The following is a 16,294-nucleotide window of genomic DNA, read 5'->3' on the forward strand; positions in this document are numbered from 1 at the left end:
AACGGACACAGAGGGTAAAGCGACAGGATGGTTAGTCGCCGTACACGTTGAAATCGAAGTATTTCTTCGCAATCTTGTCGTAGGTGCCATCTTTACGCATGTCAGCAAAGGCTTTGTCGATGGCGGCTTTCAGTTCGCTGTCATCTTTACGCAGTCCCATGCCGGTACCGACGCCAAAAATCTTGTCATCTTTCACGGCCGGACCGGCGAAGGCGTAATTTTTACCGACCGGCTGCTTCAGGAACCCTTCGCTGGCCTGCACTTCATCCTGGAAGGCAGCATCAATACGACCGGCATTCAGATCCTGATAGACCAGATCCTGGTTTGCATAAGGTGTGACGTTCACCCCTTTTGGCCGCCAGTTCTGATTGGCGTAAGTTTCCTGGGTGGTGCCCTGCAGCAGACCGATGTTTTTGCCTTTCAGGGACTCAATGGTCGGCTCAATTTTCGATCCCTTCGGCGCGACTAAACGCGCGTTCGCGGCGTAGAGTTTTTCCGAGAAGGCGATCTCTTCCTGACGTTTCGCTGTGATGGAAAGTGAGGAGATGATGGCATCAATTTTCTTCGCTTTCAGCGAAGGGATCAGCGCATCAAAGTCGCTCTCAACATAGGTACATTGGGTATGAATACGTTTACAGATTTCGTTAGCGAGGTCGATATCGAAGCCCACTAACTTGCCTTGCGCGTTTTTCGACTCAAACGGTGGGTAAGTTGGATCTGTGCCGATACGGATTGAACCCGGAACCGCCGCGAAAACGCTGGCAGCACTGGATAAGCCCAGCATCAGGGAAAGAGCCAGAACACGCTTTTTCATAGATTACCCTCAAGTGAAGTGCTTTTTGTTATGTGGTTCGTGATGTGTTTGCGCAAAGTAATTTGCATGTTTCATGCCAGTTCTGCAAGTTAACCACGCTGTTAGCGTGATGTGAGACAGGCGAAAACGCTGTGTTTGTGAGGGGAATATAGCAGTGAAGTAAAAGAGAAAAAGCGACGTTGTTAACTTTTGGTGCGTCAAATGCACGAAGAGTGATCCGAGGCGCGCTTATGCACTAAATAAGTGCGCCAGCGGAACTTTATGCACCCTGCCAGCGCGTGAAGAGATCTTCCGATAATTCGATATCAAACTGGTCGATAACTCGGTTAACGGTCTGATCGATCAGCTGATCGATCGTTTCAGGCCGATGATAAAATGCCGGCACGGGTGGCATGATAATGGCACCCAGCTCTGCGGCGGTGGTCATCATTCGCAGATGGCCAACATGCAGCGGGGTTTCGCGCACGCACAGCACCAGCTTACGCTGCTCTTTTAACACCACGTCAGCCGCACGGGTCAGCAACGAGTCACTGTAACTGTGGACGATGCCAGAGAGCGTTTTCATTGAGCAGGGTAAAATCGCCATGCCCAGCGTTTTAAACGATCCAGATGAGATATTTGCTGCAATATCGCGCACGTCATGCACCACATCGGCCAGCGCCTGCACGTCACGCAGCGAATAATCGCTCTCCAGTCCCAGCGTCTGACGCGCCGCCTGACTCATGACCAGATGCGTTTCTACTTCTTCCACCTGCTGCAACACCTGCAGCATGCGCACGCCATAGATCACCCCGCTTGCGCCAGAGATGCCAATGATGAGTCGTTTCATATTCCAACCTTATTTCAGCCAATGGGCCATCATACGCGGCCTGCGGGTTTCTGAAAACAAACAGGGCGGGATTGCTCCCGCCCTGTTTTATGCTGCCCGCCTGCTGAAGGTATCAGCCTTCGTTGTGCAGCTCGAGGTTTTCGACTTCGTTCTGCCGCTGAAGCGCTTTGGCATCATCATTACGCAGCGACTCGAGATACTCCAGATATTGCTGATCGACATCTTTCGTCACGTAAATGCCGTTGAACACCGAGCACTCAAATTGTGCAATGTCCGGATTCTCTTCGCGAACCGCTTCGATCAGATCGTCAAGATCCTGGAAGATCAGCGCATCGGCTTTAATCAGCTGGCGAATCTCTTCCACTTCACGGCCATGCGCAATCAGTTCCGTGGCGCTGGGCATATCGATACCGTAGACGTTCGGGAAACGAATTTCCGGCGCCGCTGACGCCAGATAAACCCTTTTTGCGCCCGCTTCACGCGCCATCTCAATGATCTGCTCTGAGGTGGTACCGCGAACAATAGAGTCATCCACCAGCAGCACATTTTTATCACGGAATTCGGCGCGGTTAGCGTTGAGCTTGCGGCGCACCGCGCTGCGACGTAACTGCTGGCCCGGCATGATAAAAGTACGTCCAACGTACCGGTTCTTCACGAAGCCCTGACGATAGGGTTTGTCGAGAATACGTGCAATTTCCAGCGCGATATCGGTGGAGGTTTCAGGAATCGGAATCACAACGTCGATATCGAGATCTTCCCACTCGCGCGCAATTTTCTCACCCAGCTTGGTGCCCATACGGACACGGGCGCTGTAGACCGAGATTTTGTCGAGGAAGGAGTCGGGACGTGCAAAATAGACATACTCGAACAGGCACGGATTGCTTTTCGGATTTTCAGCGCACTGGCGGGTAGACAGCTGGCCCGCCTCAGTCACATAAACCGCTTCACCCGGTGCAACGTCACGGATGAACTCAAAGCCCAGCGTATCCAGCGCCACGCTCTCGGAGGCGACCATATATTCGGTGCGGCCATCAGCGATAACGCGCTTGCCCAGCACCAGCGGACGGATACCGTTAGGATCACGGAAGGCGACCATGCCGTGGCCGATAATCATCGACACTACCGCATAGGCTCCGCGCACCTGCTGATGCACGGCAGCAACCGCAGCAAAGATGTTGTCGGCTGTCAGCGGATCGTTTTGGAAACGATCTAACTCCTGCGCAAAGATGTTCAGCAGGATTTCAGAATCTGAGGTGGTATTAACGTGACGGCGGCCCTTTTCAAACAGGTGCTTACGCAGCACATGGGCGTTGGTCAGGTTACCGTTGTGCGCCAGGGTGATGCCATACGGGGAGTTTACATAGAATGGCTGCGCTTCAGAGGCACTGGAGCTTCCCGCGGTTGGATAACGCGCGTGACCGATCCCCATATTGCCCTGCAGACGCTGCATGTGGCGTGCTTCGAAAACGTCGCTGACCAGGCCGTTTGCCTTTCGCAGGCGAAAACATTTCAGCGCATCGATAGTACAAATGCCTGCGGCATCCTGCCCGCGGTGCTGGAGCACCGTTAACGCGTCATAGATCGACTGGTTGACCGGCATGAAACCGGTGATACCGACAATACCGCACATGTTGTCATTTCCTCATTAAGCCGCACTCCCGGTCACATCACCGGGGTAAAAAACTCGACGTGCTTTTCAGGTAATCAAAAAACCACCTGATTATATAACTGAACTCGGGAATGAGTTGAGACTGTTGCCAGTCCGGACTTTTGGAAAACCCAGTGAATGTATCGAGGAAGAACAGCAAAGCGGCTACGATCAGCACACCACGCAATGCCCCGAAACAGACGCCCAACACCCGGTCGGTTCCCGACAGGCCGGTTTTTTCCACCAGCGTGCCGATAACGTAGTTCACAATGGCCCCCACAATCAGGGTCGCCACAAACAGCACACCGATAGCGATACCGTTACGAACCAGTTCGTCGTCAAAACCTGTAAACCAGACTGCAAGGTAGGCGTAGTAATGACTGGCGACAAAAAACGCGCATCCCCAGGTAACAAGAGATAAGGCTTCACGGACAAACCCACGGACCAGGCTGACCAGAGCCGAAAAACCAACTACCGCAATAATGACGTAATCAATCCAGATCATGAACTCTTCCAGCGCCAGTGCAATTGCACCCCTGCATACAGTTCGGGGCGCATTCTAACAGAAAAAGAAAACGTTTGCGTAGCGGTTTTCTTTTTCTGCATCCATAAAAAAGGCGATGAAAAAAAACGCTATCGCCCGGGTGATTCTCGGCCGGACAGGCCGTTGAAAATCGTCAATTTTTTTCGCGGCAGCGCGCATTAAACGCGCTGTCTGAGGGGTAAAAGACGCTGCCTGTTACTGCTATCGGCAGCGCCAATCGCCCGTTTTAGCGGGCGCTGTAGGGTTTCACGACACCGCCCAGTCCTGAGATACTTTTCAGCTCGCCAACCGCACTCTGCATTTTGGCTTTCGACGCATCAGGCCCAACGTAAATGCGGGTGATCTGACCCTGTACCGGCGTTGAAGGCACGGTAAAGGCGCGATAGCCCGACAGCCGCAGCTGCGCGACAATCTCATTCACTTTGCTGGCGTTTTTCAGCGCACCTAACTGCACCACATAAGCCTGCCCTGCCGGCGCTGTCGTCTCTGCCGTTTTCGGCGGCTCTTCCTGCTTCGGCTGTTCGACCACTTTAGGCTGTTCAACCGGTTTAGGTTTAGGCTGCTCCACGGCTTTTGGCTTCTGCTGTTCGACCGGCTTCTGCTTAGGCTGCTCTGTTACTTTCGGTTTCTGCTGCTCAACGACCTTCGGCTTCGTCACCGTCTGTGCGGGCACAGACTGATGAACCGGCGGCGGCGAGACCACTACCGGATCGCTCTCGTCTTCCGGTTGAGTCCGACCCTGCTCTGCCGTAGCGTTGGTTTTACCGTTGCCATTGCCATTGCTGCTGCTGACCGCATTGCCCGCGCCTTCCGGCGGCTGTGCCGGCAGCGACTGGGTTACCGGCGGCACCATTTCGCTGTCCTGCTGATCGTCAGGTTTCGGCACCAGCGGAATGGCGGCGAACTCCTCTTTGTAATGCTTTTTCTGACCATCCAGCAGCCCTGGCAGCACAATCACGCCAACGGCGACCAGAATAACGGTGCCGACTAAACGGTTCTGAAACTTACTTGCCACGTCCTTTCTCCGTTTCAATCGATTCCATGACCTGTGCAACGGTGTGGAATGAACCACAGACCAGCACAATGTCCTGCGGCGCTGCCCGCTGGCGTGCCTGCTGCCAGGCGAGCTCAACCGAACTAAAAGCCTCGCCCTGCGGCAGGTTGTTCAGCAGTTGCTCAGCACTGGCGCCGCGCGGACCCTCAAGGGGCGCGCAGTACCAGGCATCGACCACCGGTGCCAGCGCCGCCAGCGTTCCGGCGATATCTTTATCATGCAGCATGCCCACCACGGCATGCACTTTGCCGCGTTTCGGCAGTGCCGCCAGCCGCGACGCCAGATACGCTGCCGCATGCGGATTATGGGCGACATCCAGAATAACGCGCGGTGATTCGCTGAGGGTCTGAAAACGGCCTGGCAGCATCGCCAGCGGCAGGCTGGCGCGAATCTGCGCCTCACTGACCTCAAGCCCGGAGACCCGCAGCGCCACCAGCGCGGTCGCCGCGTTAGGCAGCGGCACCTGCGGCAGCGGCAGATCGTTCAGCTCACCCGTCGCATCACGCAGTGACCAGCTTTCTGCCTGCGCATGCCACGACCAGTCACGGTTGCGCTGCAACAGCTGCGCACCTTTTTCCTGTGCGACCACGGCAATACTCTGCGGCATATCCGGTTCACCCACTACCGCAGGTTTCCCCGCCCGGAACACACCGGCTTTTTCACGCCCAATGCTTTCGCGATCCGGGCCAAGCCAGTCGGTGTGATCGAGTGCAATGCTGGTGACCACCGCGACATCGGCATCCACAATGTTTGTCGCATCCAGCCGTCCGCCTAGGCCGACTTCGAGGATCACGACATCCAGCTGCGCCTGGCGGAACAGATTCAACGCAGAGAGCGTGCCAAATTCAAAATAGGTCAGCGAAATATCTGCACGTCCGGCTTCAATCTCCGCAAAACTGGCGCAGTGCTGCGCTTCACTCAGCTCCTCTCCCTGAACCCGCACGCGCTCGGTATAGCGCACCAGATGCGGTGAGCTGTACACGCCAACGCGGTAGCCCGCGGCGATCAGCAGCGTTTCCAGGGTGCGACAGGTGGTGCCTTTGCCATTGGTACCGGCCACGGTAAAGACAAAAGGAGCGGGTTTCAGCAGGTCGAGACGAAGCGCTACCTGACGAATACGGTCCAGACCCAGTTCAATGGCCTGAGTATGCAGGTGCTCAAGATAATAAAGCCACGTGGCCAAAGGCGACGTGGCTTGGGGAAGGTGAAGATTGTCCATATGTCCCGTTTTGCTTATTTATACCTGGCAGGCTGCTGCTGCGGTATACGGTGCATTGGTAAGAGGTGCTTTGGACGCACCTCTCTATCTCCTGTCAGGCCTCGTTGCTTTCCGATTCAGTCGTCGCCGGAGCGGACTGTTCACCGTCAAGCAGCGGTGCCGGCAGGTTCATCATTTTTGCCAGCAGGCTTGCCAGTTTGTAGCGCATTTCCGGACGGCGAATGATCATATCAATCGCGCCCTTTTCAATCAGGAACTCACTGCGCTGGAAGCCCGGCGGCAGTTTTTCACGCACGGTCTGCTCAATAACGCGTGGGCCGGCAAAGCCGATCAGTGCTTTAGGTTCCGCGATATTGAGGTCGCCCAGCATGGCAAAACTGGCCGAAACACCACCCATAGTCGGGTCAGTCAGCACGGAAATATAAGGCAGACCGCGCTCACGCATTTTTGCCAGTGCCGCACTGGTTTTCGCCATCTGCATCAGCGACTGCAGCGCTTCCTGCATACGCGCCCCGCCGCTGGCGGAGAAGCAGATCAGCGGGCAGTTATCTTCTAACGCCTGCTCAACCGCACGTACAAAACGCGCACCGACCACAGAGCCCATTGAACCGCCCATAAAGGCAAATTCAAAGGCCGCCGCAACAACCGGCATGCTGTGCAGCTGACCTTTCATGACCACCAGCGCATCTTTCTCACCGGTGTCTTTCTGGGCCGCGATCAGACGATCTTTGTACTTTTTGGAGTCACGGAACTTGAGCAGATCTTTAGGTTCAAGTTCACTACCCAGCTCAACCATCGTGCCCTGATCGAGGACACTGCCGAGGCGCTCACGGGCGTGCATCCGCATGTGATGGTCACACTTCGGGCAGACCTCAAGATTACGCTCCAGCTCGGCGCGGTAGAGCACCTGACCACAGCTGTCACACTTGGTCCAGACCCCTTCCGGGATACTGGCTTTGCGCACAGGCGTTCCGGTGCTTTTATTAAGAATGCGTTCAATCCAGCTCATTGATGACCTTTCTGTTTAAAACTGACCTGGTCCAGTCGTCTTGATACTGCTGAAAACCGCTTCAGCAGACGGTAAATGTCGCTCATTAAACCACAACCTGTTCAGACTGTGGATAAAAATCTGGTCTTACCCCTGAGCGCAGCCTTACGGCTGCTTCTGCTGCTTAGCCTGACGGCGATGACGCCAGACTTCAATCACACCTGGCAGAATCGAGACCAGGATAATGCCCACAATCAGCAGCTTCAGGTTTTCCTGCACCACCGGCAGATCGCCAAACAGGTAGCCGGCATAGGAGAACAGCAGCACCCAGAGCAGCGCACCCGTTACGTTGAACAGCGCGAAGTGGCGATAGGACATATGGCCCATACCGGCAACAAACGGCGCAAAGGTTCGCACGATCGGCACGAAGCGCGCCAGGATAATGGTTTTTCCACCATGACGGGCATAAAACGCATGGGTTTTATCCAGATGGCTGCGACGGAAAATCTTCGAGTTCGGGTTACTGAACAACCTTTCGCCAAACAGGCGGCCAATGGTGTAGTTCACTGCGTCGCCCAGAACCGCGGCCACCACTAATAATGCCACCATCACATGCACATTAAGATCGTTACCCGGCAACGCCGCCAGTGCGCCCGCCACAAACAGCAACGAGTCACCCGGCAGGAAGGGCGTCACCACCAGACCGGTTTCGCAGAACAAAATCAGGAACAAAATAGCGTAAATCCAGATACCGTACTGTGCAACCAGTTCGGCAAGATGCACATCAATGTGCAGAATAAAATCAACCAGAAAATGGAGAAACTCCATGGCGCGCCCTTTTAAGTCCTGAAAGTGAATTAATCCGCGAGGAACAACGGTCCCATCGACGGCTGTGGTAACGCAAAGTGGGATGGGTAATCCACCGCCACCAGATACAACCCCTCTGCCCGGGCTGTGGCTGCGGCTAATGTCCGATCCTTCGCCGCCAGCAGCGTTGCCATCCATGACTCCGGCTTATTGCCGCAGCCTATCTCCATCAGGCTGCCCACGATATTGCGCACCATGTGATGCACAAAGGCATTGGCTTTGATATCCACAATCACGTAGGGACCCTGACGCGTCACGTTGAGGTGAATCACGTTGCGCCACGGGGTACGCGACTGGCACTGCACCGCGCGGAATGAGGTGAAATCATTCTCGCCTAACAAACATTGCCCGGCGCGCTGCATTTTCTCTGCATCCAGAGGATGGTAAAAGTGCGTCACGCCCTGCGCCAGCACCGCCGGACGCAGACGCTGATTGTAGATCAGGTAGCGATAGCGTCGGGCCGTGGCGCTGAAGCGGGCATGAAATTCATCCGGCACCGCTTTCACCCAGCGCACCGCAATATCCGGCGGCAGATTAGCGTTGACGCCCAGCGTCCAGGCGCCATCAGGCCGCTGCGAGGTGGTCTCGAAATGGACCACCTGCCCCGTCCCGTGTACGCCTGCATCGGTGCGGCCAGCACAAAAAATGCTGACCGGATGATCGGCGACTTTCGACAGCGCGCGTTCTACCTTCTCCTGCACGCTGCGGACTTCATTCTGACGCTGCCAGCCGTAGTAACGGCTACCGTCATACTCGATGCCGAGCGCCAGTTTTTGCGTCTGACCATCGGACATGGTTACAGATACTCCTGAACCAGTTTCTCAGCGGTTTTCACCGCCATCAGCGCGCCGCCAAAACGAATGTTGTCCGCTACTGACCAGAACTGCAGCAGCTCCGGGATACCGTAGTCGTTGCGCACAGCGCCGATGCTCAGTTCGCCGTTGCCTGAGGCATCCGTGACCGGCGTCGGCACTTCATCCTCTTCGCTCAGACGAATATCTGACGCCAGCGCCAGTTCGGCACGCGCTTCTTCCGCAGAGAGCGGGCGCAGGTTTTCGATATGCACAATCTGCGCATTACCGTAGAACACCGGAGCCTGTACGCTGCTGACCGCAATCGGTAAGCCTTCGTCCTGCAATACCTTACGCACCTGATCAATCAGGCGACGCTCACTCTCCACGCTGCCTTCTGCGTCGGCCTGTTGTGGCATCAGGTTAAACGCCAGCTGACGACCAAAATGGTGTTCATCGGCCGGAATACCGTTCAGCAGGCGGGCACTTTCCCCGGCCAGCGCATCGACAGCCACTTTGCCGTAGCTGGAGACTGAGATCAGGTTAGTCACCTGTAAACGACTCAATCCGGCCGCATCCACCAGCGGTTTAATTGCGGTCAGCAGCTGGCTTACCAGGTTGTCCGCCACGCTGATGATGTTGCGATTGCGATAATCTGCCAGCACCTGCGGATTCACATCTGGCACCACCAGCGGCACATCGGGTTCCAGCGCAAACAGCTCGCTGCTGTCGATCACCAGACAACCGGCATTGGCCGCTTCATCGGCAAAGCGCGCCGAGGCGTCACGTCCCGCCACGAAAAAGGCCAGCTGCGCCTGTGACCAGTCGAACGTCTCCGCATTTTCGACCCGCACCGAGCGGCCTTCGAAACGTTTGATTTCGCCCGCGCTGTTTTCGCTGGCCAGCAAATATAATTCACCAACCGGGAACTGGCGTTCCGCCAGCAGTTCCAGTACAGCGTTCCCTACTGCGCCTGTCGCGCCAAGTAGCGCAATATTCCAGCCGTCAGACATGTTGGTTTACTCCAGACAATGACATAAAAACAGAAGGCGGTGATATTCACCGCCCAGGGATTCAGATTTATCCCCGTCGTCTTTCACGTTGCATCTTTGTTGGCTGCGTTCACTCACCCGAATCACTTACCTGAGTAAGCGCATCGGGATTCGTTCTCTTGCCGCCTCAATGCAACCCGAAATCCATTGGGTATATCCCCCCAGAACCCGCCGTCATGCAGACATGCCAGCAGCGCCCGCCTTCCGTTCACTGATTAATTCAGTGCGGAAACCGCGCCAGGGCGCCTGACCTGCAGCGCCCGCTATTCCGGGGAGATGATTGCGTTAAAGCCCAGCTGGTTCAGCAGCTCAGCGGTTGTGGCGTCATCGCAGTTCACCTGCAGCGATGACCACTCGCGGCGCTCCTGATACTGCTTGCGCAGGCGATCAAACTCGCCGGGTTTCGCCGCCACTTTACGCAGGGGGGCATCATCGCGGCGCACATCATACACCAGATGCGCCAGGCGTTTCAGCGTTGGCTGATCCAGCGGGCCATTCAGGGTGATTTCACTGAATTCCGGCACCGGCAGTAAGGTGCTGAGCGGCACCTGCTGCGGCTGACCAATAAAGTCGCACCAGGCTTCAAACACCTGGGTGGTGCCGCGCGCTTTGCCTTCCAGCGTGTAGCCCGCGATGTGCGGCGTGGCGATATCGACCTTATCCAGCAGCGCCAGCGACAGATCCGGCTCCGGCTCCCAGACATCCAGCACGACGCTAAGATCGTGCCGCATTTTCAGCACCTCCAGCAGCGCGCTGTTGTCCACCACCGGGCCGCGACAGGCGTTGATCAGAATAGTATTAGGCTTTAGCGCCATCAGCAGCGCCGCATCCGCCAGATGCCAGCTTTTATACGGGCCCTCTTTAAACAGCGGCGTATGGAACGTCAGAATATCAGCCTGCTCTGTCACAGCCTCCAGCGACAGGAAATCCCCCTCGTCACCGCGATCGGCGCGCGGCGGATCGCACAGCAGGGTTTTGATGCCCCAGGCCTCAAGACGCTTTTGCAGTCGCCCACCGACGTTACCGACGCCAACGATGCCGACAGTGCGGTCACGCAGCTGGAAACCATCGCGTTCCGCCAGCAGCAACAGCGCAGAAAAAACATACTCCACCACCGCAATGGCGTTACAGCCGGGTGCGGCAGAGAACGCAATGCCCGCCTGCTGCAGCCAGTTCTCGTCGATATGATCGGTGCCCGCCGTGGCGGTTCCGACAAATTTCACCGGCTTTCCTGCCAGCAGGGCCTCATTAACCTGGGTGACTGAGCGCACCATCAGGCCATCGGCATCGGCCAGTTCAGCCACCGGCAGCGGACGCCCCGGCACCGCGACCACGTCGCCGGTACGGCTGAATAGCTCACGGGCATAAGGCATATTTTCATCGACCAGAATTTTCACCACGGCTTTCCTGTCAGTTACATATCAGGCAATTATTCTGGCACAAAGCGACGCGTTAGCCTAACCGCGCACGGTAGCGTTCGGGCGTGGTTCCCGCCTGTTGCTGGAACATCACAATCAGCGCCGAAGCTGAACTGTACCCCAGCCCATGGGCGATGCTCTGCACGCTTTCCCCCTGCTCCAGCAGCACAATGGCGCGCAGAAACCGCAGCCGCTGCCGCCACTCGCCAAAGGTCATATGAAGCTGCTGCTGGCAGCGCCGCGCCAGCGTCCGTTCGGTGGTAAAGACCCGCGCCGCCCAGCCTGCCAGCGTGGTGTTATCGCCCGGATGCGCTTCCAGCGCATGTAACACCGGCGCCAGAAATTTATCGTCAGAGGTGGGCAGATAACTCTCCTGTACCTGCGCCAGCTGCAGGCGATCGCGCAGCACCTCGCACAGCCGCCACTGCGCATCCGTTTCGGGTTGCTCGATTTGCTGCTCAGCAAACTCATCCATAATGGCATGTGCAATGGGATCGACCAGCAGCAGGCAGGCGCGCCGGGGCAGATCGGCGCATAACGGGGCCGCCAGATTAAAGGTACGGAACTGTGCCTGACGATGGTTATAGCTACTATGAAGCTGACCCGGTGGGATCCAGACCGGAATATCTGCCGGTGTCAGCAATCGCTCACCCTCGACCTGCATCTCCAGTACGTGGCTTTTCACCATAATGAGCTGACCCCAGGCATGCGCATGCGGCAGATATTCGGTGCGGGCATTGGCCTGCTCATAACGCATAAAGTAGCGCAGTTGCGGCGCGTCAAGGGGCGGCTGGTAGATCACTTTCAGGGTCATTCTGTCCGCTCCACAACTAATTTTGTCCGATATTAACTATCTGAATAAATCCGGACAAGCGTACACTGCGCCTCATTATGGCGTGTGGAGAGTCAGCATGTTTTTCCTGTACCCGCTCTTTGCGGTAATAATCTGGTCGATCAACTCAATTGTCAGCAAACTCTCGGCGGATGCGATCGATCCGGCGGCGATCTCATTCTACCGCTGGTTACTGGCGCTACTGGTGCTGACGCCCTTTGTGCTGCCCGGCGTGTGGCGCACGCGTCAGGTCATTAAACCGCACCTCTGGCGGCTGGCGATCCTTGGCCTGCTCGGCATGGTGCTCTATCAGAGTCTCGCCTACTACGCAGCACAAAGTGTCAGCGCACTCTTTATGGGCATTATCGGCGCCCTCATCCCCCTGCTCACCGTACTGCTGAGCGTGGTGATCCTGCGGATTGCGCCGACGCTGGGCATCCTGCTTGGCAGCATCATCTCCTTTACCGGTCTGGTGTGGCTGGTCAGTGAGGGCAACGTGATGCAGCTGCTGAATCACGGTCTGGGCAAAGGTGAACTGCTGATGCTGGCCGCCTCTGCCGCCTATGCGCTGTATGGCGTGCTGACACGCCGCTGGGCACTGCCGCTGCCGATCTGGCAAAGCCTGTATGTGCAGATTTTATTTGGCGTCGTTCTGCTGCTGCCTGGTTTTCTGCTGGCCCCCGAGGTGGCGCTTAACCGGCACAACCTGCCGCTGGTGGCCTTTGCCGGTCTGTTTGCTTCGATCATCGCGCCGTTCCTGTGGATCCACGGTGTGCAGCGTCTGGGTGCCAGCACCACCAGTATCTTTATGAATCTGATCCCGGTATTTACCGCGGTGATCGCGGTGATTTTTCTGCATGAGCAACTACACAGTTACCACTGGATTGGCGGCGGTCTGACGCTTGGCGGTGTGATACTGGCGCAGCGGCTGCGTACCCCCTTATCCCGCCGTAAACCGGTGAGCCACCCACAGGCCTGAATAGCGCGGCAGTGGCGAGTGAGGGTGCTGTTGAGGATGGCAGTGAAGAAAGGCTACAGCTGAAGCGTAAATCTCGCGCCGAAACGCATGTCCCCCGTGGGATTTCCCGGGGGCTTTTGCTATCATGGCCTATTCATTTTCCGGCGCACCCCACGCTGTTCTGTTTTCCCAAGGAATCCGCCATGCAACCACTCAGCGGCCCCGGTGTGCCGGTCGGCGATCGTTCATCTGTCAATCCGCAAACTGGCGTAACGCGTCACGGTTCAGTGGCCGGTGAACAGCCCCTCTCCCCTGCGCAGCGCACAACGTTAGAACGCCTGATCGTGCGTATCTCATCGCTCAGTAATCTTAAAGCGCCTGAACTGTGGGCGGGCGTACGCCATGAAGTGGGCGTAAAGAGTGAAGCGGAATTACAGTCGCGTCATTTTCCGGCAGCGGAACAGTACCTTAATGGCCGCCTTACGCAGACGCAAAATGGGCATGCCACACGCCAGCTGATGACCCAGCTCACCGATCTGCTGCCGAAAGGGAATAACCGTCAGGCCGTCAGCGACTTTATCCGTCAGCAATTTGGTCAGACCGTACTGAGCGCGCTGAGCCAGGATCAGCTGCGCCAGGTGCTGACGATGCTGCAGAACGGGCAGATGACGATTCCTCAGCCGCAGCAGATCCGCGTCAGCGATCGCACGCTGCTGCCTGCCGAGCACCATACGCTGAATCAGCAGGTGGTACGCCTGGCCGCTGCCACGGGCGAATCCACCGGTAAGCTGTGGACGGCTGCGCTGAAACTGGTGAATCTGACCAGCGGTGATCCCATCCCGTCGCGCCACTTCCCGCTGCTGACCCAGTATCTGCAGGTGCGCCAGACGCTGAGTCAGCACAGCGCACCGACGCTGCAATTGCTGGAAGCGTCCCTGAAACAGCCGCTTGATCAGCAGGAGCGGCAGCAACTGGAGGATTACAGCCAGCAGCGTTTCCAGGCGACACCGCAGACGGTGCTCACCGTAACGCAGACCCAGGATCTGCTGAACTTCCTGTTCAGCCGTCGCGCCGACCGGGCAGAAAAACTTCTCGAACAGCCTCTGGCAGCCAGCGAGATTAAACCCCAGCCGATCTGGTCGCCCTTTGTTGCGTCGCTGCCGCCCGCGATTCAGCCTCTGGCAGAGCGCCCCCTGCTGGGCTTCTTTGTCGCTCTGGTTGTCATCACCCTTTTACTCTGGCTGGTCCTCTGAGTTAACAGCCACAGAATGCTTTGGGCGCGGCGACTGGCCATTCGCCCGGTGCATCACCCCAGGTCAGCGGATGACCGTCACGTTTCCAGAAATCCAGCCCGCCAATCAACTCCTTCACCTGAAATCCCAGCGAGGCCAGTTTCCAGGCCGCTTTCGTCGAGCCGTTACAGCCAATGCCGTCACAATACGTGACATAAACTTTACTGCGATCAAGCCGGGCCGTCGTAGTGGTATCCATCTCGCGATGCGGAAAGTTGATCGCGCCGCAAATATGCCCGGCGCGATAAGCCTCCGGCGCGCGAGCATCGATTACCACGATATCCGGGATTTGCCGTTCCAGATCTTCCGCCAGATCCCAGGCGTCGGTGTAAAAAGCGAGTTTTGCCTGCAGATAGTCGAGGCTTTGCTGCGGGGTGGCGGCCGGAATTCGTAAAACCGATGACATAGCGATTCTCCTGTTGTGGTGAGTCTGCAGTTTACGGCAAAGTGGACTGCTTACTGATACCCATTCCCCATCAGGTATAAGACCCATATGTCTTCACCGTTATTACAACTTTTTCAGCATCAGACCAGTGGCGGCGTGCGCGAGCGGCTCTGCTCTACCCTGCGACTGGCGATCAACCGGCACCATCTGCATGCTGGTCAGCAGTTGCCGTCCAGTCGTCAGCTGGCGCAGGATCTGCGTCTGTCACGTGTGACGGTGGAAGCGGCCTACGGACAGCTGGAAAGTGAAGGCTATCTGCGACGCGAGACCGGTCGCGGTACTTTTGTTGCCATCATCATCCCCACCCACTCATCATCATTTCCAGCCCGGCCTCAGCCCGTCCGTTTCTCGGCGCGGGGCCAGCAGGTACTGGCAACCGGTGGCTGTCAGGATCCCCCTTTTCCCCATGCATTCGCCGCCGGTTCACCGGAGTTACGCGCTTTTCCCCATGACACGTGGCGACGCCTCGGCAGCAGCGTGCAGCGTTCACTGGGCAGTGCCGCAATGGGATACGGCGATCCCTGCGGCTACCTGCCGTTACGCAGCGCACTCGCGGATTATCTGGCACTTTCCCGGGGCGTGGCATGCCAGCCGGAACAGGTGATCATTCTGACCAGTTCACAACAGGCACTGCAGTTACTGGCAATGATGTTCGTCGATCCCGGTGATGAGGTATGGATGGAGGAGCCGGGCTATCCTGGTGCGCGTAACGCCTTTCTGGCTGCCGGCGCACAGGTGCGCGGGATTGAGGTCGATGCCGAAGGTGCCATCCCCGCCAGCGGCAGTGCAAAACTGATGTATCTGACGCCATCGCATCATTATCCTACCGGCGTGACGCTGAGCCTGACGCGACGCCTGGCGTGGCTGGACTGGGCGCAGCGCAACCGGTGCTGGCTGATCGAAGACGATTATGACAGCGAATTTCACTACGACGAACGTCCTGTCCCTGCGCTACAGGGACTGGATCGCCATCAGCGGGTGATTACGCTGGGCACCTTCTCGAAGTCGCTGTTTCCCTCCCTGCGGCTGGCCTGGATGGTGGTCCCGCCTGCGCTGATTACCCCCATAGGCCAGGCACGCAGCGTGCTGGATGGACACAGCGCCCTGCTGCCGCAGGCTGTCACCGCCGCCTTTCTGCAACAGGGACATTTCGCCAGCCATCTGCGGCTGATGCGTCAGCTCTATCACAGCCGTCGCGATCTGCTGCTGACGCTAATCGCTCAGCAACTGTCGCCGTGGATCACGCCGATTGTCAGCAGCGGCGGATTACAGGTAACTGTCAGACTGCAACAGGATGAAGCGCGATTAAGCGCATTGGCGGCTCAACAGGGTTTGCTGCTGCCGCGTCTGAGTCCGCTCTATGCCGGGCCTTCGTCTCAGCAAGGCTGGATGCTGGGCTTTGCCGCACTGACGCCTGACGAGATTGTGGCGGGATGCGATACATTGCTGCGGCTGCTGCAGCGGGAGGGCTAAAACGGAGGGTTGAACGAGGTAAAGCGGATGGGCTGTAAAACAAAAAGGGCCGGCAAGCCGGCCCTTCAGA

At 57.3% G+C, this 16,294-nt stretch carries 16 protein-coding genes; 3 read left to right on the forward strand and 13 right to left on the reverse strand.

Features of this window, described 5'->3' with window-relative positions:
* Positions 1-31: 31 nt before the first annotated feature.
* From argT to ACMGGP_RS12105, 12 genes are all read right to left on the reverse strand, one after another.
* The gene (gene argT, locus ACMGGP_RS12050; protein WP_010258004.1) at positions 32-814 is read right to left on the reverse strand and encodes a lysine/arginine/ornithine ABC transporter substrate-binding protein ArgT; all 783 of its coding nucleotides are present in this window, start codon (positions 812-814) and stop codon (positions 32-34) included.
* A gap of 259 nt (positions 815-1,073) precedes the next feature.
* The gene (locus ACMGGP_RS12055; RefSeq protein WP_010258003.1) at positions 1,074-1,643 is read right to left on the reverse strand and encodes a UbiX family flavin prenyltransferase; all 570 of its coding nucleotides are present in this window, start codon (positions 1,641-1,643) and stop codon (positions 1,074-1,076) included.
* A gap of 112 nt (positions 1,644-1,755) precedes the next feature.
* A complete protein-coding gene (gene purF / locus ACMGGP_RS12060) occupies positions 1,756-3,273 on the reverse strand; it encodes an amidophosphoribosyltransferase (RefSeq protein WP_010258001.1) in 1,518 nt (505 codons plus the stop codon).
* A 37-nt stretch (positions 3,274-3,310) separates the two neighbouring features.
* A complete protein-coding gene (cvpA, locus tag ACMGGP_RS12065; protein WP_003854265.1) occupies positions 3,311-3,796 on the reverse strand; it encodes a colicin V production protein in 486 nt (161 codons plus the stop codon).
* 265 nt (positions 3,797-4,061) lie between these two features.
* Positions 4,062-4,850 carry a cell division protein DedD gene (gene dedD / locus ACMGGP_RS12070; protein ID WP_187492447.1) on the reverse strand — a complete coding sequence of 263 codons (789 nt, stop codon included), beginning with the start codon at positions 4,848-4,850 and terminating at the stop codon, positions 4,062-4,064.
* A complete protein-coding gene (gene folC, locus ACMGGP_RS12075; protein ID WP_498798472.1) occupies positions 4,840-6,072 on the reverse strand; it encodes a bifunctional tetrahydrofolate synthase/dihydrofolate synthase in 1,233 nt (410 codons plus the stop codon). The genes dedD and folC overlap by 11 nt, the downstream gene beginning before the upstream one ends.
* 130 nt (positions 6,073-6,202) lie before the next feature.
* On the reverse strand, positions 6,203-7,117 hold the full coding sequence (accD, locus tag ACMGGP_RS12080; RefSeq protein ID WP_191921455.1) for an acetyl-CoA carboxylase, carboxyltransferase subunit beta: 915 nt from the start codon (positions 7,115-7,117) through the stop codon (positions 6,203-6,205).
* Positions 7,118-7,261: 144 nt separating this feature from the next.
* Positions 7,262-7,924 carry a DedA family protein gene (locus ACMGGP_RS12085; RefSeq protein WP_010257990.1) on the reverse strand — a complete coding sequence of 221 codons (663 nt, stop codon included), beginning with the start codon at positions 7,922-7,924 and terminating at the stop codon, positions 7,262-7,264.
* A 29-nt stretch (positions 7,925-7,953) separates the two neighbouring features.
* Positions 7,954-8,757, reverse strand: a complete 804-nt coding sequence (truA, locus tag ACMGGP_RS12090) for a tRNA pseudouridine(38-40) synthase TruA (RefSeq protein WP_008926481.1) — start codon at positions 8,755-8,757, stop codon at positions 7,954-7,956.
* Between the two features lie 2 nt (positions 8,758-8,759).
* Positions 8,760-9,767 (reverse strand): aspartate-semialdehyde dehydrogenase, encoded by a 1,008-nt coding sequence (locus ACMGGP_RS12095; RefSeq protein ID WP_022625082.1) that lies wholly within the window; start codon positions 9,765-9,767, stop codon positions 8,760-8,762.
* 302 nt (positions 9,768-10,069) lie between these two features.
* Complete coding sequence (pdxB, locus tag ACMGGP_RS12100) at positions 10,070-11,203, reverse strand: 4-phosphoerythronate dehydrogenase PdxB (RefSeq protein WP_033778724.1); 1,134 nt, start codon at positions 11,201-11,203, stop codon at positions 10,070-10,072.
* A 55-nt stretch (positions 11,204-11,258) separates the two neighbouring features.
* On the reverse strand, positions 11,259-12,038 hold the full coding sequence (locus ACMGGP_RS12105) for an AraC family transcriptional regulator (protein WP_346438770.1): 780 nt from the start codon (positions 12,036-12,038) through the stop codon (positions 11,259-11,261).
* A gap of 97 nt (positions 12,039-12,135) precedes the next feature.
* Here ACMGGP_RS12105 and ACMGGP_RS12110 point away from each other — a divergent pair, with 97 nt between their 5' ends.
* Positions 12,136-13,035 (forward strand): DMT family transporter, encoded by a 900-nt coding sequence (locus ACMGGP_RS12110; RefSeq protein ID WP_010257979.1) that lies wholly within the window; start codon positions 12,136-12,138, stop codon positions 13,033-13,035.
* A 182-nt stretch (positions 13,036-13,217) separates the two neighbouring features.
* Positions 13,218-14,267 carry a flagella biosynthesis regulator Flk gene (gene flk / locus ACMGGP_RS12115; RefSeq protein WP_010671443.1) on the forward strand — a complete coding sequence of 350 codons (1,050 nt, stop codon included), beginning with the start codon at positions 13,218-13,220 and terminating at the stop codon, positions 14,265-14,267.
* 1 nt (position 14,268) lies between these two features.
* Here the strand turns inward: flk and ACMGGP_RS12120 are convergent, their stop codons facing one another.
* Complete coding sequence (locus tag ACMGGP_RS12120) at positions 14,269-14,712, reverse strand: rhodanese-like domain-containing protein (protein ID WP_050679676.1); 444 nt, start codon at positions 14,710-14,712, stop codon at positions 14,269-14,271.
* Between the two features lie 87 nt (positions 14,713-14,799).
* Between ACMGGP_RS12120 and pdxR the strand changes: the two genes are divergently transcribed.
* Positions 14,800-16,224, forward strand: a complete 1,425-nt coding sequence (gene pdxR, locus ACMGGP_RS12125) for a MocR-like pyridoxine biosynthesis transcription factor PdxR (protein WP_163639990.1) — start codon at positions 14,800-14,802, stop codon at positions 16,222-16,224.
* Positions 16,225-16,294 lie beyond the last annotated feature (70 nt).

The sequence above is a fragment of the Curtobacterium sp. BNK-1 genome (assembly GCF_048685235.1).
In the GTDB taxonomy this organism is placed as follows: Bacteria; Pseudomonadota; Gammaproteobacteria; order Enterobacterales; family Enterobacteriaceae; genus Pantoea; species Pantoea agglomerans.

What these genes read in the sequence shown, in the direction of transcription:
- argT (WP_010258004.1), bottom strand. Translation starts at nt 814, where the DNA reads ATGAAAAAGCGTGTTCTGGCTCTTTCCCTGATGCTGGGCTTATCCAGT.
- ACMGGP_RS12055 (WP_010258003.1), bottom strand. Translation starts at nt 1,643, where the DNA reads ATGAAACGACTCATCATTGGCATCTCTGGCGCAAGCGGGGTGATCTAT.
- purF (WP_010258001.1), bottom strand. Translation starts at nt 3,273, where the DNA reads ATGTGCGGTATTGTCGGTATCACCGGTTTCATGCCGGTCAACCAGTCG.
- cvpA (WP_003854265.1), bottom strand. Translation starts at nt 3,796, where the DNA reads ATGATCTGGATTGATTACGTCATTATTGCGGTAGTTGGTTTTTCGGCT.
- accD (WP_191921455.1), bottom strand. Translation starts at nt 7,117, where the DNA reads ATGAGCTGGATTGAACGCATTCTTAATAAAAGCACCGGAACGCCTGTG.
- ACMGGP_RS12085 (WP_010257990.1), bottom strand. Translation starts at nt 7,924, where the DNA reads ATGGAGTTTCTCCATTTTCTGGTTGATTTTATTCTGCACATTGATGTG.
- truA (WP_008926481.1), bottom strand. Translation starts at nt 8,757, where the DNA reads ATGTCCGATGGTCAGACGCAAAAACTGGCGCTCGGCATCGAGTATGAC.
- ACMGGP_RS12095 (WP_022625082.1), bottom strand. Translation starts at nt 9,767, where the DNA reads ATGTCTGACGGCTGGAATATTGCGCTACTTGGCGCGACAGGCGCAGTA.
- ACMGGP_RS12105 (WP_346438770.1), bottom strand. Translation starts at nt 12,038, where the DNA reads ATGACCCTGAAAGTGATCTACCAGCCGCCCCTTGACGCGCCGCAACTG.
- ACMGGP_RS12110 (WP_010257979.1), top strand. Translation starts at nt 12,136, where the DNA reads ATGTTTTTCCTGTACCCGCTCTTTGCGGTAATAATCTGGTCGATCAAC.
- flk (WP_010671443.1), top strand. Translation starts at nt 13,218, where the DNA reads ATGCAACCACTCAGCGGCCCCGGTGTGCCGGTCGGCGATCGTTCATCT.
- ACMGGP_RS12120 (WP_050679676.1), bottom strand. Translation starts at nt 14,712, where the DNA reads ATGTCATCGGTTTTACGAATTCCGGCCGCCACCCCGCAGCAAAGCCTC.
- pdxR (WP_163639990.1), top strand. Translation starts at nt 14,800, where the DNA reads ATGTCTTCACCGTTATTACAACTTTTTCAGCATCAGACCAGTGGCGGC.